This window comes from Natrarchaeobius chitinivorans, from assembly GCF_003841505.1.
Classification (GTDB): domain Archaea; phylum Halobacteriota; class Halobacteria; order Halobacteriales; family Natrialbaceae; genus Natrarchaeobius; species Natrarchaeobius chitinivorans.
Genome location: NZ_REGA01000003.1, coordinates 25,445 through 51,244, shown reverse-complemented (window position 1 = coordinate 51,244; position 25,800 = coordinate 25,445). Strand labels below are relative to the sequence as shown.

Sequence of the window (25,800 nt, the reverse complement as noted above, 5' to 3'; positions counted from 1 at the left end):
GAGTTTTACTCACATACCATTCGTTCGCACACCTCGACGTAACCAGTCCGCCGGTTCAGACGACCTGCAACTCCGACGGGCGCTGTGTTCGACGTGCCGCCGAGTCATTCCCGGTAAACTTAACAGTCGACTGGGTGATTCACCCATATGAGCGTTCGGCGTGACATCTGGTCGATCTATCGGGAGGCGCTTCCGGTCTTGCTCATCGCGCTCGGCGGCGGGCTCTTCGCCGGCCTGGTGCTCGAAGGAATCGTCGAAAGCGTCGAACAGTTTCCCGGCTTGCTCGTGATGGTCCCGGTGTTTCTGGCCACCCGCGGAAACGTCTACGGTGCGCTCGGCGGCCGTATCTCGAGCGGTCTCCACCAGGGGTTGATCGAACCCAACTTCTCGTGGGACGACCGCCTCGTCAACGCCGTCGTCGCCTCGTTCGTCAACGGGATCGGCATCTCGATCGTCATCGGGGTTATCACGTGGCTCGCGCTCGTGATACTGCCGGGGTGGTGGCCGGCCCCGGTGTACGTCCTCGTCGGAATCATGCTGATCGCCGGGGTGTTGACCTCGGTGGTCCTCATCTTCGGCCTGCTCGCGCTGATCTTCGCCGGCTACAAGCGCGGCTACGACCCCGACAATCTCGTCGGCCCGATCGTCACGACACTCGGTGACATCTTCGGGATGCTGTTCATGCTGCTTTCGATCGGTCTGGTCGAGGTGCTCGTCTGATGGTCGTCACCGGCGGCTCGCTCGGTACGTGGAACTGGCGACGCATCGTCGGCAACATGTTCCCGCTTTTGATCATTCTCTCGATCATCGTCCTCTGGGCCGGCATCACGCTCGAGAGCGCCGAAGAGATGCTCGAGCAGTACGCTATCCTCGCAGTGATGGTGCCGACGATGGTCGACATGGGCGGGAACCTCGGCGCAATCTTGAGTTCTCGCCTCTCGAGTCGGTTCCACCTGGGGACGACCGAACTCGATCCGAGCGATCGCGTCCTGTGGGCGAACGTCCTGGCCATCCTCGCGCTCGGGGCGACGATCTTCACCGCGCTCGCGGTCGGTGCGTACTTCCTGGGAATCGTCATCGGATCGACGCTCCCGCTTTCGGATCTGCTGGTGATCTCGCTGGTCAGCGGGATGTCCGTCGCCGTCATCGCCATCCTCTTTAGCTTCGCCGCGACCTACGGCTCCTACCGACTGGGGATCGACCCCGACGATACGACGATCCCGATCGTCACCAACGTCGTCGACGTCTTCGGAATGGTCATCTTCATCGGCGTCTCCGCGCTCGTCGTCGGATTCTAGTGGCGTTCCAGGCCTGGACTGACGACGAAATCCTGCGATGTAGTCCGGTTTCGCTCGTCAGTCGACGTGTGAAACGGTACGAACCCTTTTCGGCACCGATCGGAGGAGTTCAGTGACGCGGATGGACGCTGGAACACCCCGCCTTCCCGTACGAAACGACCCCCTAACTTTCGTCCGACCGATCGATCGTCGAACCGTGATTCCACCAGTCGCGAACCGGTTCGTCGCCGGCGAAACGGCGGCCGAAGCGATCGAGTACGCCCGCCGACTGGACGAGGACGACCTCGAGCCGATGCTCAACCTGCTCGGCTCCCACCACCGCGAGCGCTCGAGCGTCCGTGCCGACGCCGCCGCATACCGCGCGCTCGTCGACGATCTCGGGACCCTCGAGGGGGACGCAGCGATCTCGGTCAAGCCGACCCAACTCGGTCTAGACGTCGACGAATCGCTGTTCCGAACGACGCTCGCGGGGATCGTCTCCCGCGCCGACGACCGGGACGTCTTCGTCTGGCTCGATATGGAAGAACACGGAACCGTCGAACCGACGCTCGCGGCGGCGATCGATCTCGCGGACGAGTACGGTGCCGTCGGCGTCTGTCTGCAAGCCGACCTCTACCGGACCCTCGAGGACCTCGAGCGAGTCGCCGGGACCGCCGCGAGCGTCCGACTCGTCAAAGGCGGCGCGTACGCGCGCCCCGAGGCCATCGCACACACCGACGACGCTCGAATGGACGAGGCCTACCGACGACTGCTCGAGGCGGCGTTCAAGCGCGTCGACGACGGACTCGCCGTCGCCACGCACGACCCCGCGATGATCGGCCACGCGCGGGAACTGGCCCGCCGGCACGACACCGACTTCGAGATTCAGATGCTGATGGGCGTCCGGCCGGACGCCCAGCGTCGGCTGGCCCGCAAACACGACGTCGCGCAGTTCGTCCCCTACGGCGACCGCTGGAAACGGTGGGTCATCAACCGAGGAAAGCGAAACGTCGGGTTCGCGGCTCGAGCGGTCGGCGAGACGGTACTTCCCGGCGGTCGCGTGTCGTGATCGGGAAGCCGCGTGGGCGACAGCCTGGCGTGGTGGAGTGGTCGGGGGAGAGGCGGTCAGCCCGCCGCAACCGACGGGCGGAGCCGGGACACGCACGCTCGAGCGAATCGCGTCGAGGTTTCGGTCGACCGCCATCTGGCGGGTCGGTCCTCGAGAGCGGACACCGAAACCCGCCGCTATCAGGACTCGAGTCGCCTCGAAATCGTCCGTCCCGCGTTCAGTACCGGAAGCGCTGGTGCAGGATGGCCGCGCTCGTAGACCAGCAGCGGGATCGTCTCCGCGCCGAAGTACTCTTTGAACCGGAAGACGCCGTTTCGGAAATCCGGCGGCGACCCGCGCAGTTCGTAGGTGTCGTAGCCCTCCTCGATCCCCCACTTGATCGCGTGCTCGTGGAGCAGTTCCGGGGCGTGGTACTCGAAGTGGTCCTCCGTGACGGCCGTAAAGAGGTGCTGAAGCGTGGACTGTTCTTCGTCCAAGAGGTACATGTACCTGCCCTGCGTTCCGCCGTCGACGCGCAGCGAGAACACCACGATCCGGTCGTCGAACCCTCGCAGTTCCCTGAAAAACGAACGCGGGTGCGTCGGGAGGCCGACGCGGTCGGCCACGGCCGCGTAATCGCGGTAGAACTCCTCTAACGTTCGCCCGTCGAGATCCTCCTCAGCGACGTCGAACTCGGAGTCGTGACCGCGTCTGATCCCACGGCGGCGCTCGCTGTCCATGCCCTCGAACAGTTCCTCCCATCCCCGGGAGAGATCGAGCGTGAACCGACAGGTGAGGATCGTCGGCCGATACCCCTTCGCCTCGAGAAAGTCGTGGTACCGGACGTAGTTCTGGTCGTAGGTCCGGAGTTCGTCGAAAAGAATTCGACCGGTACAAAGCTCTTCGACCGCGTCGAGGAGGAGTTCGAGCGACTCCTCCTCGTCGGTCATGGCGATCGGTCCGCCGTAGCCGGGTCTGATCGAACTCAGTCGGTTGACCCGCCCGAGTTCCGTGACGAAGTTCGGCAACACCGCGATCGGGTTACCGCTTTTCGACACCACGACGTGTTTCGGTTCGTGGGAGAGTCCCTCCTCTACGGCGCGAAGCCACTCGTATCGGTGGTAGACGCAACTGAGATCGGACTGGTCGACGACGTTGTTCCACTGGTTTCGGTTGACGGCTTCGATACTCCCTACGTGACGAACGTCGAGCCCCATCTAGACCGACCGGTTCGACGACGGGCCACATAATTACGAACCGACTTCTGAGAGTACAGTCGGCTTACATTATCGGAGGCGCTGACAGCACCTTCACTCGAGGCGGGACCGGCGATTCCGTCACCGGGGTGCGATCGAGGGTCATCTGGCAGTGTCGTCGCCGGTCCAGTTACTCGAGGTCACGTCGACGTCGGAGATACCGCGAGAGGGCAAACGCCATCCACCCCTGACACCACCGCATCAGCGTGAATCGCTTCGTATAGAACCGGCGTTGCTGGTAGTAGAATCGGCCGTTTCCGGCGTGGAGCGCCTCGATCGTCCAGTCGACGATCCGTCTGGTGTACTCGAGGTCGCCCAGTTCCGAGAAGACGACGATCCCCTGTGCGGCCGCGTGGATGTCCCGGGGATACGTACTCGATTCGTCCCACCGGGGCGCACCGCCGTCGAACAGCCGGTCGCGGTAGAACTCGAGTGCGCGCTCGAGCGATTCTTCGTATCGAGTCTCGCCGGTCACCTCCCGGTGGCGAAGCAGCGATTCGACGATGAAGCCGTTGTGGAAGCTGTCCATCGAGAGGTGCGACGCCGTCGGCGGATCCGTGTACATCCATCCACCGAGGGCCGTCTGCTTGCTGGCGACGTAGTCGAGGATCGCCGTCGCCGCCTCCCGGAATCGATCGTCGCCGAAGCGGTCGAACAGATCGAGCAGGAGGCGAGCGCCGATCGCGTTCGCGTTGAGCGTGTACGAATCGCCGCCGCCAGCGGAACCGTCTCGCGAGACGGTGTAGTTGATCCGCGCGCCCTCAGCGATTTCGGTGTACTCCAGGTCCTCGAAGACGAACTCGCTGGCCGTTCGGGCGACGGTGTCGTATTTCGGTACCGAGAGGAGGTCGGCCCCTCGAAGCAGCGCCCGGACGGCGTAGGCCGTCGAGACGACCCCGGAGACATCCCCCGGCGTCGACGCCGTCTCGCTCGAGAGCGACTGGAGCGGGTGTCTGTGACCGCCGCCCCCGAAGCCCGTACACCAGTCGTTCGCGTCCTCGAGCAGCCACTCGAGGAGCGCCCGCGCCTCCCGCGCGTACCGATCCTCGCCCGTGAGCGCGTGAATCTCGAGGTTCGCCAGCGCGAACAGGGCCGCACCTTTGTAGTTACGACGCTGCTCGACGCGAAACAGCGGCCGCAGGTTGACCGGCGCGCGTTTGACGCTCTCCTGGACGGCGAGGTTGAGGTATTTGTGTTCTACCGGAAGACGTCGAACGAACGCGCTGCTGAGTCCGTCCGCGTAGTCCCAGCCGGTGTAATCGCGTTCGCTCGCGTACGCGAGCGTCTCCCGACAGAGTCCCAGAAGCGGGTCGGACTCCTGTGATCCGTCGGAAGGGGCGAGTGTGCCGTGGCTGTACCGGGAGTGGAGCCGGGACCGTTTCGTCGCTCGCTCAGCCATGCATCCCCCCTCGGACAGCGGGTTCGGAGCGCGTTCGCGAACCGGACGGATCGACGGTTGGCAGCTTCGAAACGAGGGACATCGGCGGCATCAGCCACGCGCCGAGGTCTCGACGGTCGACGTCCCACGCCGCCGACGGTTTGCACATTGTCGTGACGTACTCCGAAAGCGACGCCTCCGATCGGTTCTCGATCTGGAATTTCAACTCCCTGAGCGGGAAGACCATCTCGCCGCTTCGTTGGGGGGTGCCGACCGGGAGTTCGACCTCGAGGTCGAGCCGATCCGCGACGATCGTCGAGGCGAACCGATAGCCAAAGCGGCTGGCGAGGGCGTACGACGCCCAGAACTTCGGGTTGATCTCCATGAGGACGAACGTTCCGTCCCGTCGGCGTTTGAACTCCACCAGGGCGACGCCGTTCCACCCGATCGAGCGGAGCAACCGCCGCGCGTCCCGCTCGAGGCCGTCGTCTCGACCGAGGCGGAGGTGCGTCCCGCTGCCGCCGTGTCGGGGCACCGACCGGAGTTCCTCGTGGAGACACGCGAGTTCGACCTCGTTGTCGAAACAGAGCAATCCGCATCCGTACGTCGAATCGGATCCCTCGACGTACTCCTGGACGAGCACGTCGCCCCCCGGCGCGGCCGCCGCGATCCGGTCGTAGGTATCCCAGAACGACGCCGGATCCTCGACGGGTGCCGTCGTCGCCGACCCGTTCTCCCTACGCGCCTTCAAGAAGAGGGGAAACGGGAGACGATCGGCAACCGGCGGTCGTCCGTCCGCCTCGAGATCCCTGACCAGTGTCGAGTAGTCCGCCGGGGTATCGATTCCGAGTCGTCGTCCTCGCCGGAGCGTCGCCTCCTTGTCGACCGCAGTCCGGAACGATTCCGGGGGTGGAACGCAAAGCGAGACGCCGTCGGGAATCTCCGATCGGATTTCGTCGACGCTCGCCATCGATTCGTATCCGACTGGAAGGACGATATCCGGCCGAGACGAACGAACGACTCCGAGCAGCGCGTCCTCGTACGCGGGGTCGTCCGACGGCGGAACGATCGCGGCGTACTCGCAGTAGTTCGATCGGAGAAGCCTGCTATACCGCGTGGTGCCGGTTCCGACGACCGTCGCCTCGAGATCCTCGGTGAGCTCGCTCGCGATCACGAGGGAGGTATCGTAATCCCCGTCCAGCAACAGCACCGTCGGCCCATCCGGATCCATAGCAGTGTCACCGTCGAGAACGTGTAAAAGTATACAACTGCTATGCGTTCGGGTCCGACGATACGGATACCTTATTCCGGAGACAGGTTCCGCCTTCCGCTCCAGATCAGGCTGCCGACAGCGATTCGAACGCTTCGCCGGCCGTTCGCGTCCCCTTCGAGATCAGGACGTCTCCGGGTCTGAGTTCGACGTCGGAGTCGCCGACCAGCAACCACCCGTCACCGGGTCGGCGAATCGCGATCACCGACATCGTCGACTCCACGTCCGGAACGCCGCTGGTCACTGCGGTCCCATCGAGGGCGCTGCCGGCTTCGACTTCGACCCGGGTGATGATCTCGTCGCTCTCCTGGACGGCCAGTTGGACCACCGGGTGAACGTCCAGATCACGGAGGACGCCCTCGCTGATGTCGACGGCGGCGTCGCTGATGACTTCCGTGCTACTCCCGAGGTGTATCAGCCCCCGGAGTGCGATGGGGTCTTCGGCGTCGGCGGCCGCCCGGAGCGTCCACGCTTCGAATCGCGACTCCATCGCGTCCACCTCCACCTCGAGATTTCTGACTTCCTCGGCGAGGTACTCGCTATCGAAGAGGACGCTGCTGTACGCGAGATCGACCGCGAGTTCCGAGAGATTCTTCATGTGGACGATCGTGTCGACCGCCCGTTCCAGGTCCTCGAGATCCGGTGCTTCGATAGCGGGCGATTCGTAGGCGACTCCGGTCAGGCGCTCGTAGACGTCATCGATCGCCGGATCCGGCCCGCGGAGGAACGCGACGTCGTCGCTCTCGATGGTCGTCTCCGGGCCGGGGTTGAGTATCCACTCGTCCCCTCGGCGAAGCGCGATCACGCGAACGCCCGTCTCCGACTCGAGGTCGATCTCCTGAAGCGTCTGACCCGTGTACGTGGAGCCGCCGTCGACGACGCCCCGGACGAGCGTTTCGGTCGCCTCCGGCAGCGCCGCACGCATCGCATCGGGCAATCCAACCTCCTCTAAGACGATCTTCGCGATGTCGCCGGCCGCGTCGCTTATGTCGCCGGCCGCAGCGACGATCCCGAGCACCGGCGCGAGCTGTTCGGCGTCGTCGGGATTGCGTACGGCCATCATCAGGCTCATTCGGGCCTGTAGTTCGAGGACGTCCATCCGCTCTTCGAGGCGGAGCACCTCCCTCGCCAGATCCTCGTTGCGATGTAACACCGCCGAGTACGAGAGGTCGATCAACAGCTCGGCGGTGTCTTTCATCTCGACGAGTACGTCTTTGACGCTTACGGGCTCGTACTCGACCGATGCCGACGACGCTTCCCCCTCGAGCGGGTCCATACCCGAAACGAGCGTTCCCCGTCGAAAAAAGCGTTTCCCGTGCGGGCTGTCCGATCTCCCGGAACGCAGGCATCCGACACGGTTTTGGACGGGCACAATGAATCCACGGCCAATGCTCGACCGGACCTACCTGCGAGAGAACACAGAGGAGGTACGTAGCGCCCTCGAGAACCGGGGCGCGGACGTCGACCTCGACGAGATCCTCGATATCGACGAACGATGGCGGGAGCTGAAAGCCCGCGGCGACGACCTGCGCCACGACCGCAACGAGATCACACAGAAGATCGGCGAACTCGTCGCCGAGGGGAAAGACGAGAAACGAGAGGAGGCGATCGAACGATCCAGGGAGCTCAAAGACGAGATCGAGACCGTCGAGTCGGAGGCAGGCGAACTCCAGACGGAGCTTCAAGAGCGGCTGCTCGAGGTGCCAAACGTCCCCCACGAAAGCGTCCCGCTTGGCCTCGAGGAACGTCACAACGTCGAGGACCGCCGATGGGGGTTCGACGACCTGCGCGAACTCCCCGAGGAGATCACCCCCCACTACGACCTCGGCGAGGAGATGGACATCATCGACGAGGAACGAGGGGCGAAGACGACTGGATCCGGGTTTTACTTCCTCAAGGGCGACGGCGCGCGCCTGGAACACGCCCTGATCCAGTTCATGATGGACGTCCACCGCGAGCAGGGGTACGTCGACCTCTTCCCGCCGATTCCCGTCAAGAGCGCGTCGATGCGCGGAACCGGCCAGCTTCCCAAGTTCGCCGACGACGCCTTCCGTCTAGGCGGGAGCAACGAGGAGACCTACGACGAAGAGGACCTCTGGCTCTGTCCCACCGCGGAGGTTCCCGTCACCAACATGTACGCAAACGAGATCCTGCTGAAAGACGACCTCCCGCTCAAACACCAGGCGTACACCCCGAACTTCCGGCGCGAAGCCGGCGAACACGGCACCGAGACCCGCGGTATCGTCCGCGTCCACCAGTTCAACAAGGTCGAACTCGTCAACTTCGTCGAACCCGAGGAGAGCTACGACCGCCTCGAGGGCCTGCTCGACGAGGCCGAAGAGGTCCTCCGGCGACTCGGCCTTCCCTACCGCATCCTCGAACTCTGTACCGGCGATCTCACCTTCTCGTCGGCGAAGACCTACGACATCGAAGTCTGGGCCCCCGGCGACGACTTCGAAGACGGCCCCGAGGAGGGCGGGCGCTGGCTCGAGGTCTCTTCCGCCTCGAACTTCGAGGACTACCAGGCCCGTCGTGCCGGCCTGCGCTACCGCCCCGAGCGCCACGAGTCTGCCGAGTACCTCCACACCTTAAACGCATCCGGGCTCGCGCTGCCCCGCGTGATGGTCGCGATCCTCGAGTACTACCAGAACGAAGACGGGACGGTGACGATCCCCGAGGTGCTCCGTCCGTACATGGGTGACAGGGAGGTTCTCGAGAGCCTCGAGAAGGTCGGCGAGAGCGCGCTGGGTGCCGGCGAGCGCGAGTGACGGTCGCTTCCGAAGGATCGACGCGAACGGCGGTTGGCGCGTGACGTTATCGATCGGCGGCGTGTCGACCGTCGGTGTTCCGCTCGTCTGTAAACGATGATACCTCGGCCGCGTCGTCGTACGCGGCCCCGAGCGCGATGAAGAACCCGACGATGGCGGTCACGACCGCGACCGCGCCGACCGCCACGACGCCGATCGAGAAGATCGGCCCCGAGAGGACCTGGGCCGACGTCAGGAGCGCGACGGCGGTTACGGCGGCGATCAGCGCGAGCAGGCGGCCGAACCGGCCGCTGTCGAACCCGTCCTCGGGACCCTCACCCGTGTCGAACAACTCGTTGATCACACCCCGGTACTCGGCGTCGGGTCCGACGTTACCAAGCGAGTGAATCGAGTGGGCGACCCACAGACCGGCGGTGAGATTGAGCAGGGCGACGAACGAGACGGTTCCGATCTCACCGCCGACGACCAACCCGGCCAGGATGGCGTTTGCGAACGCGATAACCATGATCCCGTGGATGACCAGCGACCGCGTGCCGAACTCCTCGAGCGACTGTACGTGTGCGATCTTCATGGACTAGACGTTAGAGCCCAACGGGCATAGCGGTAGTCCCTAACTAAGACGGACTGCTCTAACTGGGATGGACCACTGGAACTCGTCACCGATGGGACCGCAGTGCGGTCGAGGCCCCACCGGTAATTCATTAGTTCGGCTCGAGCTTCGTTAGTTCGACTCGAGCACGGCCCGATACCGCCGGCTGGCCTCGTCGTCGGCCGAAAGCGCCGCCCGGATCGGCGGCGAGATCCACTCGCGCTCCCCGGCCGCGTCGCCGCCCCGTCCGTCGCTCGTCGCGTCCGTTGTCGTCCCCTCGGCCGGCACCCCGTCGAAGCCGTCCGTTCGCAACTCCGGCGGCAAGAACCGCTCGTACACCGGGAGTCGTTCGCCGAGCGGGACGCCCGCGCCGTCGGCGATCTCCTCGAGTTCCCGCAGCGCTGGCCACTCGTACTCGGGGTTGATGTGATCGTCGGTGACCGGTGAGACCCCGCCGAGATCGTCGACACCGCAGTCGATCAGCTCTCGAGCGGGCGCGAGGTTCGGCGGGACCTGCACCGAAACCTCCTCCGGGAGAGCGACGCGGGCCATCGCCGTCACCCGGCGCATCGTCTCGAGGTCGGGAGTCCCACCGGACCACCGCTCGTTGGCCACCACCGGCTGGACGATCACCTCCTGTATGTGATCGTACCGCTCGTGCATCTCGGCGATAGCGAGCAAGCTCTCCGCGCGGTCGCGCCAGGACTCGCCGATTCCCACGAGAACCCCCGTCGTGAACGCCACGTCGAGTTCGCCCGCGGTTTCGATCGTGCGCAGGCGCTGGCCGGGTTCCTTTCGCCGCGGACCCGCGTGGGCGTCCACCTCGCCGGTCGACTCGAGCATCACGCCCATGCTGGCGTTGACGTCGGCGACCGCGGCCATCTGCTCGCGGGTCTGGTCCCCCGGATTCGCGTGAGGTAGGAGTCCCTCCTCCAGGGCGACCTCACAGGCCTCGCGCAGGTAGGTGTGGATCGAGTCGTGACCCCACTCCTCGAGCCGGTCGTAGATCTCGACGTAGCGCTCGTCGGGATCGTCGCCGAACGTAAACAGCGCCTCCGTACAGCCGGCGTCCGCCCCCCGTCGACAGATCTCGCGGACCTCCTCGAGCGAGAGCAGCGAGGCCTGTCCCGGCGGGTCGAAGTACGTGCAGTACGTACAGGTGTACCGACACGCCGTCGTCAGCGGGACGAACACGTTCCTGGCGAAGGTGAGTTCCGACGGCGGATCGACGTCTGCGGGGCTGGTATCGAGGAGGTCGTCGATCGCAACCCCATCGATCGAAATGTCGACGCCGTAGTCGGCCGCCCCCGGAATCATTACCTCGGAGTGGCGTCGCTCACACCATAAGGGCTTCACTTCGACTCGAGAGATGTCGGCGAGCGAGCGACACCGCGCCGTTTCACACTCACCGCTTGACCGGAGTCGCCGTTCCCCGAACGAACGTTCTGATCGGCCAGTGACCGACCCGTCGCCGTTCGACGGTCTCGATTCGGACGGAGTCGTTCTCCTCGAGGGTCGGCAGGATGCGTCGGTCGAGGTGACAGTTCCCGCCGATCCGTCGCCACAGCGGAGTCAACGCGTCCTGGCTGTAACCCAGGAGGCCGTTCGATCGGACGTGATCGAAGAACCGAAACTCGCCGTCCGGTTCGAGAACGCGTCCGATCTCGTCGAGAACCGTATCGATCGACGGGACCGAACAAAAGAGTCCACACTCGAGCACGTAGTCGAACGTGCCGTCGTCGAACGGCAATCGCTCGCCGCGTCCACAGATCACCTCCATCGGGACGTCGCGCTCCTCGATCGCGGCCTGGCTCCGCCGCCACATTCCGGGGTCGGGTTCGACGCCGTAGATTCGCGTTCCGTCCTCGACGGTGTCCTCGTAGTAGGGGACCATCGCTCCGGTACCGACGCCGATCTCGAGGACGGTTCCCTCGAGACCGTTCGCCAGGTACGTTCGGTGTGGCGGGGCCTGAAACCGTTCGAAGTAGACCTGGATCGGGTCGTAGAGGGCGGCGACGGCCGGGTGGAAGCGGATGTCGTCTCGTGACATGTACGAAACACTCGTGATCGGTCGTTCGGAATCGGCGTCGTCGGTCGGTGTATTCCCGAATCGGTCGCGTTACTCGCCAACGCACGAGCGAGGACCAGTAGGGGTCGAACCGAAACCCGCGAACCGACGCCTCGAGCGGGCGCTCGGGACCGGCGGTGAACGTCGGGTCTGGTCGCCGTTAGGCGTCGCTGCTGAGGTCCGCGTCGACGCGAACCTCCGAGTCGGTGATCGTCTCGATGTTCTCGGCCGGAATCTCGAGGTCGTCATCGCCGGCACCGCCGCGGCCGAGGCTCTGGATCCAGGCGTTCGTGAGGGTCGGTTCGGGGTCGACGTACGCGATCTGTTCGATCGGATCGATCTCGGTGACGATCCCGATCTGTTCGCCTCGAACGTCCATCAGGAACTTGCCTTCGTCTTCCGTAGAGAGGACTGACATCGGTACTCGAACAAGGAGGGTTCGTCGCAAAGTAACTATTGATGTCGACGGCCGGAGGGTTTGGGTAAGAGAAAGACACCGATCGAATATATAGTGATCCTTGGTACGGTTTGCTGTAACTGCTTCCCGGAGCGACCGGACGCTTTCCCGCGGTCGCTCCGGAAATGACGCACAGTAAACCGTATGAGACGATGGGAGCCACTGGAAGTCACTTCCGCTTCGGTGGTACCGATCCATCGTCGGGGTCTGGAGGACTGGTGGTTCCGACGGTGGCGTCGGCCGGGTTCCGGAACACGGACGAACCGGTTCGCGCCGACGGCACGCACCGATTCGGGACAGCATAGTAGCCACTGCACGTCACTACAGATCCGATCGCCAGACTGATCGGCGATCGGTGTGTGAATCGTTTCAGTTGACACTATAGCTCCGAAGACCGGTATCTTCCGTCGAAAAAGCGGAAACGGCGTGTTATCGCCGATGGGACGGTCGGATCAGACGGCGAACCGATACGTCGATCGAATCGGCCGGAACGAACGACTCCCGTCGTTCGCTCTAGATGCCGTCGTCGTTTTCGTCGTCGTTCTCGTCGTCTCCGTTCTCGTCGTCCATTTCGTCGTCCGCTTCGGCTTCCTCGCCGAGAGTGAGCGTAATCTCCTCGTCCGCGCCGTCGATCTCGACTTCGTCCTCGGCTTCGTCGCCCTCGTACTCTGCGTGGACCAGGTAGTCGCCGTCCTCGAGGTCCTCGAACTCGGCCTGGCCGTCTTCGTCGGTCTCTTCTTCCCACTCTTCGTCGTCTTCGTCGTCCAGCCCGTTCTCGTCGTCGTCCATCCCGTCGTCCTCTTCGTCGTCCATCCCGTCGTCCTCTTCGTCGTCCAGCCCGTCGTCCTCTTCGTCGTCCATCCCGTCGTCCTCTTCGTCGTCCAGCCCGTCGTCCTCTTCGTCGTCCATTCCGTCATCGTCCATCCCGTCTTCTTCGACCGTGACGGTCGCTCCTTCGACGGGTTCTTCCTCGTCGTCCTCGACTGTGACGGTCAACGCGTAGGCCTCTTCTTCCTCTTCTTCGTCGTCATCCTCGTCGTCGTCCATCGGATCCTCGTCGTCGTCCACTGGATCCTCGTCGTCGTCTACCGGATCCTCTTCCGGATCGTCGTCGATTCCGTCGTCTTCCTCTTCGCCGGGACCTTCGTCGGCACACCCCGCCAGAACGAGCGCACTCGTGGTACCTGCCGCAGCGATGAACTTCCGTCGGTTGAATCGTGGGTGGGACATACACCTGGATAGAACGTTCCCGCTGGTTTCATTGCGGCCTGCAACTGCCGTACGTTAATGACCCATTGAGGATCGTCCGTTTGTTCGTTCCTGTTCGAGCGGGAAACGATAGATTCCGACTCGAGAGGACCAGCACAGCCGAACGATCCGCCGCTCGTCACCGGTGGGACTTTCCAGACGCGCGCCATACCCTCGCGTATGAAGGTTCGCGGGGAGCGCGAGTGCACGGAGTGTGGAACCCGCTGGTCGTACTACGAAACCGGAAGCGTCGGCTGTCCTGCCTGTGGAAGCCTCCACAGCGTCGGTATCGACGAACGAACCGAACACACGGACGTTCGGGTCGAGTTCGATCTCACCCCCGTTCGTGCCGACGTCGACGACGCGTCGGTCGGCGAACTCGCCGATCGCACTCGCGACCGCTGTCGCGAGTACGCTAGACGGCGAGGGTTCGTCAACGCGGGCGAGCTCCGTGAGCTCGACGATACCTACCTCGCAGCCGCGGAACTCCGACACGTCGCCGACGACGTCGTCCGCGACGTCCGTCCGTCCGAACGCGAGGAGTTGTACTTCCTCTCGCTTTTGCGCGACGCCGACGACGGAAAACGACCGCCGCCGGACGCTGTCCCGTCGGCACTTCGAGCGAGTCGCGGACTCGCGTACGCGAACGCGGTCCGGGAGTACCGACGCGAGATCAGAACCTGGGGGAAGAATCGTGAATTCACGTCGAGCGAACGAAGCGCACTCGAGACCCTCGGCGAACACGTCACCCGGCTCCGGATGCTCGACGGAGACGTTCGTCCGGAGACGGCCGAACGACTGCTCGAGGCGACGCGGGACCTCGCGAACGGCCTTCGCGGCGACGAACTCGCGTTCGGGCGCGCACAGGATCGCCTCGAGGGCCTCGAGTTCTCGACCGTCGATGGGCCGTGAGACGGACTCCGTTCAGGGGAGGTCGACGTCGACGTCCTCCTGAATGCTCGCGGCTTTGACGGTGTTGTACAGTAACATCGCGCGCGTCATCGGGCCGACGCCGCCGGGAACCGGCGTAATCAGGCCCGCCTTCTCTTTCGCACTCTCGAACTCGACGTCGCCGACGAGTTCGTATCCCTTCTCCGTGTCGGTCTCGACGCGGTTGATACCGACGTCGATTACGGTCGCTCCCTCGCCGATCATCGAGCCGTCGACGAATTCCGGGACGCCGACGGCTGCGATAACGATGTCGGCGCTTCGTGTCTTCTCGGCCAGGTTCTCGGTTCGCGAGTGACAGACCGTCACGGTCGCGTTGCCGTCGTCGGCTTTCTGGATCAACAGGTTCGCGAGCGGCTTGCCGACGATTCGAGAGCGGCCGACGATCGTCACGTCTTTCCCTTCGGTATCGACGTCGTACGCCTCGAGGAGTTTCTGGACCCCGTGGGGTGTACAGGGACGAAACCGGTCGTTGCCCGCGACGAGACGCCCGACGTTTTCGGGGTGGAAGCCGTCGACGTCCTTCGCCGGATCGATTCGGTGGATGACTTCCCTGTAATCGATGTGATCCGGGACGGGAGACTGCACGAGGTAGCCGTGAACGTCGGGATCGGTGTTGAGATCCTCGAGCGTGTCGTACAGTTGTGCGGGCGAGGCGTCGCCGTCGACGTCGACGTGGGTCCCCTCGATGCCGACCTCCTCGCAATCGCGTTGTTTCATGTTCACGTACGTCTCGCTCGCGGGATCGTCGCCCATCAGGACCGTCGCCAGTCCGGGCCGTGCACCCGCGTCCGCGAGCGTTTCGATCGCATCCGTGAGGCTCTGTCGCACGTCGTCCGCAACCGCGTTCCCGTCGATGATTTCGGCCATTACTCGGGTACCCTCTCGCAAGGCTAATCAAGCCTCGGGTTCGAGCCGGATGCCGCCGTTATCCGCCAGAATTACACTCGGTTCCGGGTAACGTTTCCGACGGAATCGATTGCGACCGGGCCGACGAGGTCGCTTTTCGGTCGCCACGCCCTCGTCGCACCCAGTGTGCCTTCAACAGACGGTGTGTTCGGTCAACATTAATGGCTCGGACGTTCGGGGAAAGGTAGACTTATACACACGTCGGACCCCACATCCGGCATGGAACACGAGCACGTCCGGGAGGTCGATCCCGCCGTCGCCGATGCGCTCGAGGCGGAAGTAAAACGCCAGCGGTCATCGCTACAGATGATCGCGAGCGAGAACCACGCCAGTCGCGCGGTTCTCGACGCCCAGGGGAGTGCCCTGACGAACAAGTACGCGGAGGGATACCCCGGATCCCGATATTACGGCGGCTGTGAGTACGCCGACGAGGTCGAACAGCTGGCGATCGACCGCGCGACGGAACTGTTCGGGGCCGAGCACGTCAACGTCCAGCCCCACTCCGGGACGCAAGCGAACCAGGCGGTTTACTTTGCGACGTTAGAACCCGGCGACAAGATTCTCTCGCTCGATCTCACACACGGCGGCCATCTCAGTCACGGCCACCCGGCGAATTTCGTCGGCCAGCTGTACGACGTCGAACAGTACGAGGTCGACGCGGAAACGGGGTATCTCGACTACGACGCCCTCGCGGATCAAGCGGCCGAGTTCGATCCGGACATGATCGTTTCGGGCTACTCCGCGTATCCCCGCGAAATCGAGTGGGGACGCATCCAGGAGGTTGCCGAGTCGGTCGACGCGTTCCACCTCGCCGACATCGCCCACATCACCGGGCTGGTCGCCGGCGGCGTCCACGAGTCACCCGTCGGCGTCGCCGACTTCGTCACCGGATCGACACACAAGACCATCCGCGCCGGCCGCGGTGGTATCGTAATGACGAGCGAGGAGTACGCCGACGACGTCGACGCGGCCGTCTTCCCCGGCGGACAGGGTGGACCGTTGATGCACAACGTCGCAGGAAAGGCCGTCGGGTTCAAGGAAGCGCTCACGCCCGAGTTCGAGGAGTACGCCCGCCAGACGGTCGCCAACGCGAAGGCGCTTGGCCAGTCGCTGGCCGATCACGGCTTCTCGCTGGTCTCCGGCGGGACCGACAACCACCTCGTGCTCGTCGATCTCCGGGAGAGTCACCCCGACACGAGCGGCGGCGACGCCGAGAAAGCGCTCGAGGACGCCGGAATCGTTCTCAACGGGAATACGGTTCCCGGCGAGACGCGCTCGCCGTTCGACCCCAGTGGCATCCGAGCCGGGACGCCTGCGCTGACGACTCGAGGGTTCGATCAGGACGATTGTCGAACGGTTGGCGACCTCATCGCTCGCGTCGTCGACCGCAGCGAGGAGGACGTCATCGCAGACGTTCGCGACGAGGTCGAGTCGCTGTGTGAAGCGAATCCCCTGTACGGAGACGAGTAAGCCACGCGAGAACGACCCGTTCCTGCCGACGGGAGACGAGCACCAGCGTTCCTGCCGACGGGAGACGGACGTCAGTTGTCCACGACTGAAGTCGTGAGCTTCGTTCCCGGACCCATGTGAGCTGTCACTTCTGGGAGAATCACCCATCCTCCCGAATTTCGATCGGGAGCCGGTCGCGCTCGACGATCAGTCGATCGAAGTACCGGCCACAAACGGCCGAAAAGTGTTCACGGATCGCTCGACTCGTAAATATTAATACTCGTAACTACCATACCTAATTGAGTGTGTATTAATCCATCGATAGGAATACCTAACGAAAAAGGTGACATTCCGATACAACTAACTTATCGGGGCACCATTCGACCTATCGAATGATAGAGTGGGAGGTGGGAGACCACGCTCTTCGCGTCACCGACGCGGACAACGCCGAACTGGTCGTCGTCGGCGAGGAATTCGACGTCGACGGCACCGACGCCGACGTCCCACGTCCCGTCGACGATTCGATCGCCGCGAAAGCGACCGAACTCCGATTTCCCCACGCGATCGTTTACGCGTTCGGCCTCGACACGCCGGAACGACACGAACTCGATCCCTGCGGGGAGACGCTTTCGCTTTCGGCCGGCGAGTACGTCGTCGACGTCGACACGGACATCAAGACCTACCTCCGATTTTCGGGGCCGGCGACGATCGAGCGATCCGATACCTTCGACTCCGTCGTGATCACCTTCCCGGACCGAACCCCCCTCGCCATCGGGTTTCGAAGCCGCCACGAACTCCCGACCGGAACGATCACCGTTCCCGACTCGCCTGCAGACGTAGCCGAGACACTGACTCACCTCGCGTCGGCTTCCAAGACGACGGGCCCGGATCGGACGTATCCGACCCTTCGCGGCCATCCACCGCTGGTCGAAACCGGGCCGACCCTCGAGATACCCGAGAGGATCCGTACCGAGACGCCCGACTCGGGAATCGAACTGCTCGTCCCCTCGGCGTACGAACCGCTTTTCGTCACTGCACCGCTTGCGTATTACCTGCAGGCACACGTTCGAACGCTCGAAGACGCCGACATCAGCCGCGATCTCGACCGACCACGGATCCGACTCACCGACCCGGCCCTCGAGAAGCGACTCTCGCCGATGCCCGACCTCGAGCGCGACGTCGAACGGATGCTCCGAAAGGTCTTTTTTATGGACTGTCTCGTCCGTAACGCGGGCCCGTACGGAACGAACCTCGCCTCGAGGCACCTGCTCGATCCGCTCGACCTCGATCCTGTCGATCTGTACGAGGCGTCTCCACAGCACCGGCTTTCGACGTATCTCGACGTCCCCTACGCCACGATCGAACACCGACTGCCGGACTGGCACCTCTCGACGTACGTCACGCCGACGTACGATCGCGTCGAGACGTTACCGTTTCTGCTCGATCGGTTGAGCATGATCTACAAACCGCGAACGTCCGAACTCGACGGCAAGGAGTTAGTCGAGCGATCGCTTACCGACTTCTACCGTGGCGAAGAGTCATCCGGAGCCAGACAGGGATGGGAAACCCGAACTGACGATTCCGGATCCGAAGTCGGCCAGCGAGCGAGTGCGGGACGGGTCGCGTCGGTGGACATCGTCAAACCGGAACTCAGAAACGGGCGGGTTCACGGCTGGCTCGCAGAGGGGGTCCCGATCGACGTCTTTAAATCCGCACCGGAGGCCTACCAGAACCGACTCGAGTACGTGACCCGATCCAGCGACGCGATTTCCGTCCACGTCGTCCTGAACGATCCCGACATGAGCGGCGAACACGACACCGTCGCGAAGATCTACCGACAACGATCCCAGGAGGTTCCGATGCACGTCACCGTAGAGGAGTCCCTTCGGGCGGACGAACTCGCGCGAATCTTCGAGGGAGAACACGATTTCGTCCACTACATCGGTCACTGCGAAACGGACGGGCTCCGATGCTCCGACGGCTATCTCTCGACGGCGAGTCTCGACGGATGTAACGCACAGACGTTCTTTCTCAACGCCTGTGGCTCGTTTTTCGAGGGACGAACGTTGATCGAAAAGGGCAGCGTCGCCGGCGCAGTGACGGTCAGCAAGGTGTTGAACGATCACGCCGTCAAAGTGGGGTCGACGTTCGCCAAACTCCTCGTTCACGGCTTCAGCATCGAGCGGGCGATGCGACTCGCACGAAGACGCATCATGATGGGGAAAGATTACGCGGTCGTCGGCGACGGAACGCACTCGCTCGTGCAGGGCGAACACCGACTTCCGACGACGGTGATCGTCGAGGAACTCGAGGACGAACGTGAGAACCGTGATCGATTCCTCGTGACGTTCGACTGTTACTCGACCAGGGAGACGGGTGCGTACTACTTCCCGCACACGGAAACCAACGAATACGCCTATCTCTGCGGCCGAGAGTCACACTTTACGCTCTCTCGGTCGGAACTCGCAGACGTACTCGAGGAGACGGACGCATCGGTCATATACAACGGAGACGTCTACTGGTCTGGAGAACTCTGGTCCCGGTTCGCTCGGTAACGTCAGGGCCCGCCGTACGTGCTCACTCGCTTTGCACGCATGGTTTCCCGTCCGACCCACCGATCGGCATCCGTCGGTGACGCCAACTGATCGTCGACGACCTCCACTGGGTCCCACTGGAACTGATCGGAGCTAACACCCATACGATACTGTAATACAATGACACGTATATATAGTTATTGTCAGTCTCGAATCTATTTCGCGGCGACGGTTCGTTCGTCACAACCCGTCCACCGATCTCGTCGGTTTGATTCAGATCCGGAGCGGGTCGGATTCAGAGCGGACTGTGGGGTATTCTCGTCCGACAGCCGCGGCTGTGGTCACTCGAGCACCGCGGTACACTCTCCGGGCACCGTCGGAGAGGATAATATTCATTATATGTGTTCCGTTACCACCCTCCAGCACAGGTCGGGAAAATAACATATTGGGTGCCAAAAATTACCTGTCTGCGCAAAGAGTAGAAGTTCTGGTGTGCAAACGGCCAGCAAAATTAAGTGATATGGGTGCGTTTACTTGTGTATAGGCATGACCTCGAATTTACTCAACCACCAAATTGACGATATCCTCGGGTCAGTTCTCGAGGATGCAAGCGGAGACGTGTACATGATCAACCCCTCGCGAGACGCCATCGAGGAGTTCGTCAACGTCGCGACGGACTTCGGAGGATCGTCGCCATCGATCCGGATGCTGGCCGACGAGCGGACGCTCAAAGACGTCATGGACGATTTCATCGTCGCGTCGAACGCCGCCGACCTCATCGCCGACGGAACGCTTTCCCTTCGGACCATCGACGAGGCACCCGAAAACTCGCTGCTGATCACCGACGACCGCGTCGTCGCCGTCGTCCACGCCGGCGACCGCGTCGGCGGACTCGTCACCGACGACGACGGGTTCGTCGAGGACACCTACGAAACGTACACCGAACGATGGGAGGGTGCCACGTCGTTCAACCTCCGGACGCCACCGATTACGGACGTCCGGGAGACGCTCGCCGAGGAGATCAGCCCCGAAGCTGAGGAAGATTTCACCTCGATCCTCAACTCACTCGAGACGGCTCGCGGCGACGGCGACGGGCTGGACGAGGTAACCATCTCTCTGCTCGTCGCGGCGAAAAACGAGGCGCTGCTGTACGACATCAGCAAGTGGGGCGAAGACGTCGGCATCGCCTCGAAAGCGACGTTCTCGCGTACCAAGACCAAACTCGAGGACATGGGCCTGATCGACACCGAGAAGGTCCCGATCGACGTCGGCAGACCGCGTCTGCGCCTGAAAATCGGCGACGATCGACTCCGCGAGGCTGACAACGGCCAGCTCGCGACCGTCGCACAGAGCATTCTGAACTAGAAGCCGATACGTCTGCTATGGGCGTGACGGACCACGCCCCGCTGAAATCCTCACGAGAGCGCCAGCACTCGCCGTCTTCTGCGAGGGCCGAAACTCGAGGAATCACAGATTCCGCTCGGTTTCGCTTTCCAGCACGGAAAGACGGCTCGCGTCTTCCCAGTTCTCGGCTGCGAACTGCGATCGTCGCAGTCGAGGCGAGTGTCTCGCTCCGCCGCGTGACGCAAACCCCAAGTCGTCGCCGTGAGATGACCTGGTATGTACGAGGCCGTCCACGCCCACCCCGACGGAGAGAGTACGGTCGCGAGGTTCGCGAAGACGGCGGCCGACTACGGGTACGAGGGCGTGGTCGTGCGCAATCACTCCGACGCTCGAGGGTCGTACGAGCCGGAGCGGATCCGCGAGGAGTACGAGATCGACGTCGTCCGCGGAGTCGAGGTTCGGGCCGACGATCCCCACGGGGCAAGCGGCGCGGTGGGCAACTACCGAACCGACGAGACGGTCGTCGCCGTCGAGGGCGGGACGAACGCCCTGAACCGGTTTGCCGTCGAGAACGAGAAGGTCGACGTCCTGGCCGCTCCGATAGCCGGCAACGGCGACGTCAATCACGTCCTCGCCAAAGCCGCAGTCGAAAACGGCGTCCGTTTCGAGTTCGACCTCTCGGACGTCCTCCGGACCCACGGGGGGAGACGCGTCCGACACGTGCAGTCGCTTCGCAAACTCGAGGAGATCGTCGACTACTACGACGCCCCCTACGTCGTCAGCGCCGATCCGTCCTCCCACCTCGAGCTTCGGACACCCCGCGAACTGCTGGCTCTCGGCGAGGAGATCGGCCTCTCGAGTGAGTTCATCGAGGAGGGACTGCGGGAGTGGGGCCGACTCGCCGAACGAAACCGACGGATCGACTCCGAGTCGTTCATTGAGCCTGGGGTCGAACGTGGCAGATATGAAGAAGAGTCTTGAGGAACACGCGGCGAGATTCGACGACGAAGCGACCGAGTACGACGACTCGAGTTCGGAGGAGTACCGCGCCTGTGCGGGCCTCGTGATCGAACACGCGAGACGGGGGAGCGATGACGTCGTCCTCGATCTGGGAACGGGAACCGGTGCGATCGCGCTCGCGCTCGCGCCCGAGGCAAAACGGGTGGTCGGTCGTGACATCAGCGAGGGGATGATGACGAAAGCCGAAGAGAAGGCGGCCGAGGAGGGCCTCGAGAACGTCGAATTCGGCTACGGGACGTTCCGGGAACCCGAGTACGACGAGACCGTCGACGTCGTCACCTCGAACTTCGCGATGCATCACCTCTCGGACGAGGCAAAGCGGGAGGCGATTTCGGTGATCGCCGATCTGGGCCCCGAGACGTTCGTCCTCGGCGACGTGATGTTCTTCGACGAGCCGGATCCCGAGGTGCCGTTTTACTCCCCCGACGTCGACGACCCGGCGACCGTCGGCTTTCTCGCGGACGCCTTCACCGACGTCGGCTTTTCGCTGACTGCCGTCGAGCGAGTCCACGATCAGGTCGGCGTTCTCGTCGCCGAGCGGACGCCAAAAAGCGTCGCAGAGACGCCCGGACAGATCGAGGAAACCGCCACCGACGGATCCGAGTGACTCGATGAAACACCTTCCAAAACACCTTCAGCCGCGCTGGCGGTACCTCGCGGTCGGCCTCGAGGCGTGGCCGGACGCGTCGATCGATAGACGCGGTTTCCAGCGGGAGTGTTGGTACGCGGGCCAGAACCTGCTCGGCGATCCGGGCAGCGCTCGAGCCGATCTGACGGTCGTCAGGTTCGATTTCACCGACGGAGTGGGCGAAGCGATCGTCAGGGTCCGCCGCGGCGAAACCGAACCAGCACGCGCGGCGATCGCCTGTATCGACGCGGTCGACGGCGCTCCCGTTGGAATTCGAGTCCGCGGTATCAGTGGCACGATCCGTGCCGCTGAAGAAAACTATTTAGGACGCCGTGGGCAAGTCACGGAAGAGAGAAACGTCGTGTTCGGGAACGAAGAGCGAGTCGCCGTCCTCCGCAATGGATCCGCAGACGTGCGACTCGATGAGGCGTTCGCGGGCGCGACGGACCTCGATTACGATTTAGCGTGATACTATGCAGGGACAAGCCCAACAGCAGGCGTACGACCGAGGTATTACGATCTTCTCGCCGGACGGTCGACTCTACCAGGTCGAGTACGCCCGCGAGGCGGTCAAACGAGGTACGGCTAGTATTGGTGTGCGAACGGCGGACGGCGTCGTCCTCGCAGTCGACAAACGAGTCCCGTCGCCGCTGCTCGAGGACTCGAGCGTCGAGAAGATTCACAAGGCCGACGACCACGTCGGCATCGCGAGCGCGGGCCACGTCGCCGACGCCCGCCAGCTGATCGACTTCGCGCGCAGACAGGCCCAGGTGAACCAGCTCCGATACGGGGAACCGATCGGCGTCGAGACGCTGACGAAAAACGTCACCGACCACATCCAGCAGTACACGCAGGTCGGCGGCGCTCGCCCGTTCGGCGTCGCGCTCATCGTCGGCGGCATCGACAACGGCGAACCGCGCCTGTTCGAGACCGACCCCTCCGGGACGCCCTACGAGTGGAAGGCACTGGCCGTCGGTGCCGACCGCGGCGAACTCCAGGAGTACCTCGAAGAGAACTACGAGACGGAAGCCGACCTCGACGGCGGAATCGCGCTCGCACTCGACGCGCTCGCATCCGTCAACGACGGATCGTTGCTCCCGAGCGAGGTCGGCCTCGCGACGGTGGACGTCGAAACCGAATCCTTCGAGCAGTTCGAGCAGGATCGGATCGGTGAACACCTCGAGGAGAACGACCTCCTCGACGAGGGCGACGACGAAGACGAGACCGACGAGTAACGTAATCGAGCGCCCCGAATCGACCAGCGCCCGGTCGCCAACCAGTTTTCCGCACTCGCCGTATCGTCAGGAAAAGCTCTTTTACCCGGCCGCGGCTACTCCCGAGTATGATATCGCTTGACGAGGCGGTGACGGCGCGACTCGAGTCACACGGCGCGCGCTTCGAAGTGCTGGTCGACCCGGACGCGGCCCTCGCGATCAAACGCGGGGAGTTCGATGGCGACCTCGAAGACGTCATCGCCGCCGAAGACGTCTTCGAGGACGCTTCCCGGGGCGACCGTCCCGCGGAAGCCGATCTCGAGGACGTTTTCGACACCACCGATCCCCTGGAGATCATCCCCGACGTCATCACGGACGGCGAGATCCAGATCACGGCCGACCAGCGCCGCGAGATGCAAGAACAAAAGCGCAAACAGCTGATCGATACGATCGCGCGCAACGCGGTCAACCCCCAGATGGACAACGCCCCCCATCCCCCCGACCGGATCGAGAACGCACTCGAGGAAGCCGGGTTCACCGTCGATCCGATGGAGCCGGTCGAAGAGCAGGTCGACGACGCGCTGGAAGCGCTCCGACCGGTGATCCCGATCCGGTTCGAGGAGGTGACGATCGCCGTCCAGATCGCCGCCGAGTACGCGGGGAGCGCTCAGGCGAAGGTTCGGCAGTTCGGCGATCTCGAGCGCGAAGAGTGGCAACCCGACGGCTCGTGGATCGGCGTGTTGACCTTTCCGGCTGGAATGCAAAACGAGTTCTACGACACCGTCAACGAGCACACGAGCGGCAACGCCGAAACGGAGATCATCAAGGACAAAGACGACCTGAAAACGCGATAGGAGACGGCACGAATCGCCACGGGATTGAAGACGTTCGGTCGCGTACGAACGATCATGACTGTCGACTGCCGAACGGAGGTGTTCGACCGCCATCGATAGCGTATCCGGGCGCGGACTTCGCCGTCAGTCGTCCGCGAGCGCCGATCGGTCGCGGGTCGTCGCCAGTCGAGTCGAGGAGGGACCCCTCTCGAGGAGCCGACACTGCCCGACTACAATCAACCCACTGTTATGAGAGCGATCATCGCAAAGCGCGTCGATTCCGGAACGCCCGATACGAACGAGATCCGCGAACTCGCGGCGGCAGCCGGCTACACCGTCGTCGGCGAGGTCACACAGTCGCGACAGGCCGATCCGGCACTCCAGTTGGGCGAGGGGAAAGCCGAGGAACTCGCCGCGAGAGTGGCACAAACGGACGCGACGACCGTCGTCTTCGACAACCGGCTCGGTCCGTACCAGACGTACAACCTCGGCCAGTTGCTTCCCGACGGCGTCGAGGTTATCGACCGGTTTACGCTGATTCTCGAGATTTTCGGCCAGCGCGCCCAGACGCGAAAGGCCCAGCTTCAGGTCGAACTCGCCGAACTCCGGTACGAGCTTCCGCGCGCGGAGGCGAAGACGAGCCTCGCCAAGCGCGAGGAACATCCCGGTTTCATGGGACTCGGGGAGTACGACGAAAGTCGAGAACAGGACATCAAAGCCCAGATCAGTCGCATCAACGACGAGCTCGAACAGATCGAGCAGACGGAAGAACACCGGCGGGAGCGACGTCGCGACTCCGGGTTCGATCTGGTCGCGCTCGCGGGATACACCAACGCGGGCAAATCAACCCTGCTGCGGCGGCTGTCGGAGGGACTCGACGTCGACGAGAACGAAGGGCTCCACCGGGACCTCGAGGCGACGGCCGAGTCCCAGGACAAACTGTTTACGACGCTTGGAACGACGACCCGCCGGGCGGACATCGAGCCGCGGGACGTGCTTGTGACCGACACCGTCGGGTTCATCAGCGACCTCCCCCACTGGCTCGTCGAGTCGTTCAAGTCGACGCTCGATTCCGTCTACCGGGCGGATCTGGTTTTGCTGGTCGTCGACGTCAGCGAAGCGGTAGACGAGATTCACGAGAAACTCGTCACCTGCCACGACACCCTTTACGAGCGAAACGAGGCCCCGATCGTGACCGTCCTGAACAAGACCGACAAAGTCGACGAAGACGAACTCGCGGAGAAACGCGAGGCGCTCTCGGCGCTCGCTCCGAACCCAGTCGCCGTCAGCGCACGCGAGGGGACGAACGTCGACGCGTTGCTCTCACGAATCGACGAGGAACTCCCGGACTGGGAACAAGAGCGACTCGTGTTGCCGATGACCGAAGAGACGATGAGTCTGGTATCCTGGATTCACGACAACGCAAACGTCGACGACGTAACCTACGGCGACGAGGACGTCCTCGTCGATTTCCAAGCCCGTCCGGCGGTGATTTCGCAAGCGCGCTCGCGTGCGAGTGAACTCCACACTGCACCGGCGGAGTCGACATAACTATAGTAGCC

At 63.5% G+C, this 25,800-nt stretch carries 25 protein-coding genes; 14 read left to right on the top strand and 11 right to left on the bottom strand.

What is annotated here, in order from left to right; genetic code table 11:
- Positions 1 to 147 precede the first annotated feature (147 nt).
- From EA473_RS04605 to EA473_RS04595, 3 genes are all read left to right on the top strand, one after another.
- Positions 148 to 720 (top strand): magnesium transporter, encoded by a 573-nt coding sequence (locus EA473_RS04605; protein WP_124194494.1) that lies wholly within the window; start codon positions 148 to 150, stop codon positions 718 to 720.
- Positions 720 to 1,298: a magnesium transporter gene (locus EA473_RS04600; RefSeq protein WP_124194493.1), complete on the top strand. Its 579-nt coding sequence runs from the start codon at positions 720 to 722 to the stop codon at positions 1,296 to 1,298. The genes EA473_RS04605 and EA473_RS04600 overlap by 1 nt, the downstream gene beginning before the upstream one ends.
- Positions 1,299 to 1,494: 196 nt before the next feature.
- Positions 1,495 to 2,346, top strand: coding sequence for a proline dehydrogenase family protein (locus EA473_RS04595; RefSeq protein WP_124194492.1), 852 nt, complete (start codon positions 1,495 to 1,497; stop codon positions 2,344 to 2,346).
- 179 nt (positions 2,347 to 2,525) lie between these two features.
- Here the strand turns inward: EA473_RS04595 and EA473_RS04590 are convergent, their stop codons facing one another.
- The 4 genes from EA473_RS04590 to EA473_RS04575 all read right to left on the bottom strand — a co-directional run bounded on the left by EA473_RS04590 (position 2,526) and on the right by EA473_RS04575 (position 7,505).
- On the bottom strand, positions 2,526 to 3,542 hold the full coding sequence (locus EA473_RS04590; protein ID WP_124194491.1) for a GNAT family N-acetyltransferase: 1,017 nt from the start codon (positions 3,540 to 3,542) through the stop codon (positions 2,526 to 2,528).
- Positions 3,543 to 3,711: 169 nt separating this feature from the next.
- Positions 3,712 to 4,980 carry an antibiotic ABC transporter permease gene (locus EA473_RS04585; RefSeq protein WP_243645183.1) on the bottom strand — a complete coding sequence of 423 codons (1,269 nt, stop codon included), beginning with the start codon at positions 4,978 to 4,980 and terminating at the stop codon, positions 3,712 to 3,714.
- Positions 4,973 to 6,190, bottom strand: coding sequence for a carboxylate--amine ligase (locus tag EA473_RS04580; RefSeq protein WP_124194490.1), 1,218 nt, complete (start codon positions 6,188 to 6,190; stop codon positions 4,973 to 4,975). Before EA473_RS04580 ends, EA473_RS04585 begins: the two co-directional genes overlap by 8 nt.
- A 106-nt stretch (positions 6,191 to 6,296) precedes the next feature.
- A complete protein-coding gene (locus tag EA473_RS04575; RefSeq protein ID WP_124194489.1) occupies positions 6,297 to 7,505 on the bottom strand; it encodes a potassium channel family protein in 1,209 nt (402 codons plus the stop codon).
- A gap of 112 nt (positions 7,506 to 7,617) precedes the next feature.
- On the opposite strand from EA473_RS04575, the gene serS reads away from it, so the two are divergent.
- On the top strand, positions 7,618 to 8,997 hold the full coding sequence (gene serS / locus EA473_RS04570) for a serine--tRNA ligase (RefSeq protein WP_124194747.1): 1,380 nt from the start codon (positions 7,618 to 7,620) through the stop codon (positions 8,995 to 8,997).
- A 46-nt stretch (positions 8,998 to 9,043) separates the two neighbouring features.
- Here serS and EA473_RS04565 read toward each other — a convergent pair whose 3' ends face one another.
- The 5 genes from EA473_RS04565 to EA473_RS04545 form a co-directional block, all read right to left on the bottom strand.
- Positions 9,044 to 9,568, bottom strand: a complete 525-nt coding sequence (locus tag EA473_RS04565) for a hypothetical protein (protein ID WP_124194488.1) — start codon at positions 9,566 to 9,568, stop codon at positions 9,044 to 9,046.
- Between the two features lie 150 nt (positions 9,569 to 9,718).
- Positions 9,719 to 10,903 (bottom strand): 7,8-didemethyl-8-hydroxy-5-deazariboflavin synthase subunit CofG, encoded by a 1,185-nt coding sequence (gene cofG, locus EA473_RS04560; protein WP_124194487.1) that lies wholly within the window; start codon positions 10,901 to 10,903, stop codon positions 9,719 to 9,721.
- 88 nt (positions 10,904 to 10,991) lie between these two features.
- Positions 10,992 to 11,636: a class I SAM-dependent methyltransferase gene (locus EA473_RS04555; protein ID WP_124194486.1), complete on the bottom strand. Its 645-nt coding sequence runs from the start codon at positions 11,634 to 11,636 to the stop codon at positions 10,992 to 10,994.
- Positions 11,637 to 11,814: 178 nt separating this feature from the next.
- On the bottom strand, positions 11,815 to 12,072 hold the full coding sequence (locus tag EA473_RS04550; RefSeq protein WP_124194485.1) for a hypothetical protein: 258 nt from the start codon (positions 12,070 to 12,072) through the stop codon (positions 11,815 to 11,817).
- A gap of 552 nt (positions 12,073 to 12,624) precedes the next feature.
- Positions 12,625 to 13,341, bottom strand: coding sequence for a hypothetical protein (locus tag EA473_RS04545; protein WP_124194484.1), 717 nt, complete (start codon positions 13,339 to 13,341; stop codon positions 12,625 to 12,627).
- 198 nt (positions 13,342 to 13,539) lie between these two features.
- Here EA473_RS04545 and EA473_RS04540 point away from each other — a divergent pair, with 198 nt between their 5' ends.
- Positions 13,540 to 14,271, top strand: a complete 732-nt coding sequence (locus EA473_RS04540) for a DUF7117 family protein (RefSeq protein WP_124194483.1) — start codon at positions 13,540 to 13,542, stop codon at positions 14,269 to 14,271.
- Positions 14,272 to 14,283: 12 nt separating this feature from the next.
- Here the strand turns inward: EA473_RS04540 and EA473_RS04535 are convergent, their stop codons facing one another.
- Complete coding sequence (locus EA473_RS04535; protein ID WP_124194482.1) at positions 14,284 to 15,177, bottom strand: bifunctional methylenetetrahydrofolate dehydrogenase/methenyltetrahydrofolate cyclohydrolase; 894 nt, start codon at positions 15,175 to 15,177, stop codon at positions 14,284 to 14,286.
- Positions 15,178 to 15,435: 258 nt separating this feature from the next.
- Between EA473_RS04535 and glyA the strand changes: the two genes are divergently transcribed.
- Positions 15,436 to 16,686: a serine hydroxymethyltransferase gene (gene glyA / locus EA473_RS04530; protein WP_124194481.1), complete on the top strand. Its 1,251-nt coding sequence runs from the start codon at positions 15,436 to 15,438 to the stop codon at positions 16,684 to 16,686.
- A gap of 371 nt (positions 16,687 to 17,057) precedes the next feature.
- Positions 17,058 to 19,220 carry a hypothetical protein gene (locus EA473_RS04525; RefSeq protein WP_124194480.1) on the top strand — a complete coding sequence of 721 codons (2,163 nt, stop codon included), beginning with the start codon at positions 17,058 to 17,060 and terminating at the stop codon, positions 19,218 to 19,220.
- Between the two features lie 2 nt (positions 19,221 to 19,222).
- Here EA473_RS04525 and EA473_RS22165 read toward each other — a convergent pair whose 3' ends face one another.
- A complete protein-coding gene (locus tag EA473_RS22165; protein WP_165875202.1) occupies positions 19,223 to 19,363 on the bottom strand; it encodes a hypothetical protein in 141 nt (46 codons plus the stop codon).
- Positions 19,364 to 19,745: 382 nt separating this feature from the next.
- On the opposite strand from EA473_RS22165, the gene tbsP reads away from it, so the two are divergent.
- The 7 genes from tbsP to hflX all read left to right on the top strand — a co-directional run bounded on the left by tbsP (position 19,746) and on the right by hflX (position 25,789).
- Entirely contained in the window at positions 19,746 to 20,564 is an 819-nt protein-coding gene (gene tbsP, locus EA473_RS04520; RefSeq protein WP_124194479.1) for a transcriptional regulator TbsP, read from the top strand.
- Positions 20,565 to 20,819: 255 nt separating this feature from the next.
- Positions 20,820 to 21,524: an RNase P subunit p30 family protein gene (locus EA473_RS04515; RefSeq protein WP_124194478.1), complete on the top strand. Its 705-nt coding sequence runs from the start codon at positions 20,820 to 20,822 to the stop codon at positions 21,522 to 21,524.
- Positions 21,508 to 22,170 carry a class I SAM-dependent methyltransferase gene (locus EA473_RS04510; RefSeq protein ID WP_124194477.1) on the top strand — a complete coding sequence of 221 codons (663 nt, stop codon included), beginning with the start codon at positions 21,508 to 21,510 and terminating at the stop codon, positions 22,168 to 22,170. The genes EA473_RS04515 and EA473_RS04510 overlap by 17 nt, the downstream gene beginning before the upstream one ends.
- 4 nt (positions 22,171 to 22,174) lie before the next feature.
- Positions 22,175 to 22,660 (top strand): Rpp14/Pop5 family protein, encoded by a 486-nt coding sequence (locus tag EA473_RS04505; protein WP_124194476.1) that lies wholly within the window; start codon positions 22,175 to 22,177, stop codon positions 22,658 to 22,660.
- Positions 22,661 to 22,664: 4 nt separating this feature from the next.
- Positions 22,665 to 23,426: an archaeal proteasome endopeptidase complex subunit alpha gene (gene psmA, locus EA473_RS04500; protein WP_124194475.1), complete on the top strand. Its 762-nt coding sequence runs from the start codon at positions 22,665 to 22,667 to the stop codon at positions 23,424 to 23,426.
- Positions 23,427 to 23,533: 107 nt separating this feature from the next.
- A complete protein-coding gene (locus tag EA473_RS04495; protein WP_124194474.1) occupies positions 23,534 to 24,259 on the top strand; it encodes a ribosome assembly factor SBDS in 726 nt (241 codons plus the stop codon).
- 228 nt (positions 24,260 to 24,487) lie between these two features.
- Positions 24,488 to 25,789 carry a GTPase HflX gene (gene hflX / locus EA473_RS04490; protein WP_124194473.1) on the top strand — a complete coding sequence of 434 codons (1,302 nt, stop codon included), beginning with the start codon at positions 24,488 to 24,490 and terminating at the stop codon, positions 25,787 to 25,789.
- Positions 25,790 to 25,800 lie beyond the last annotated feature (11 nt).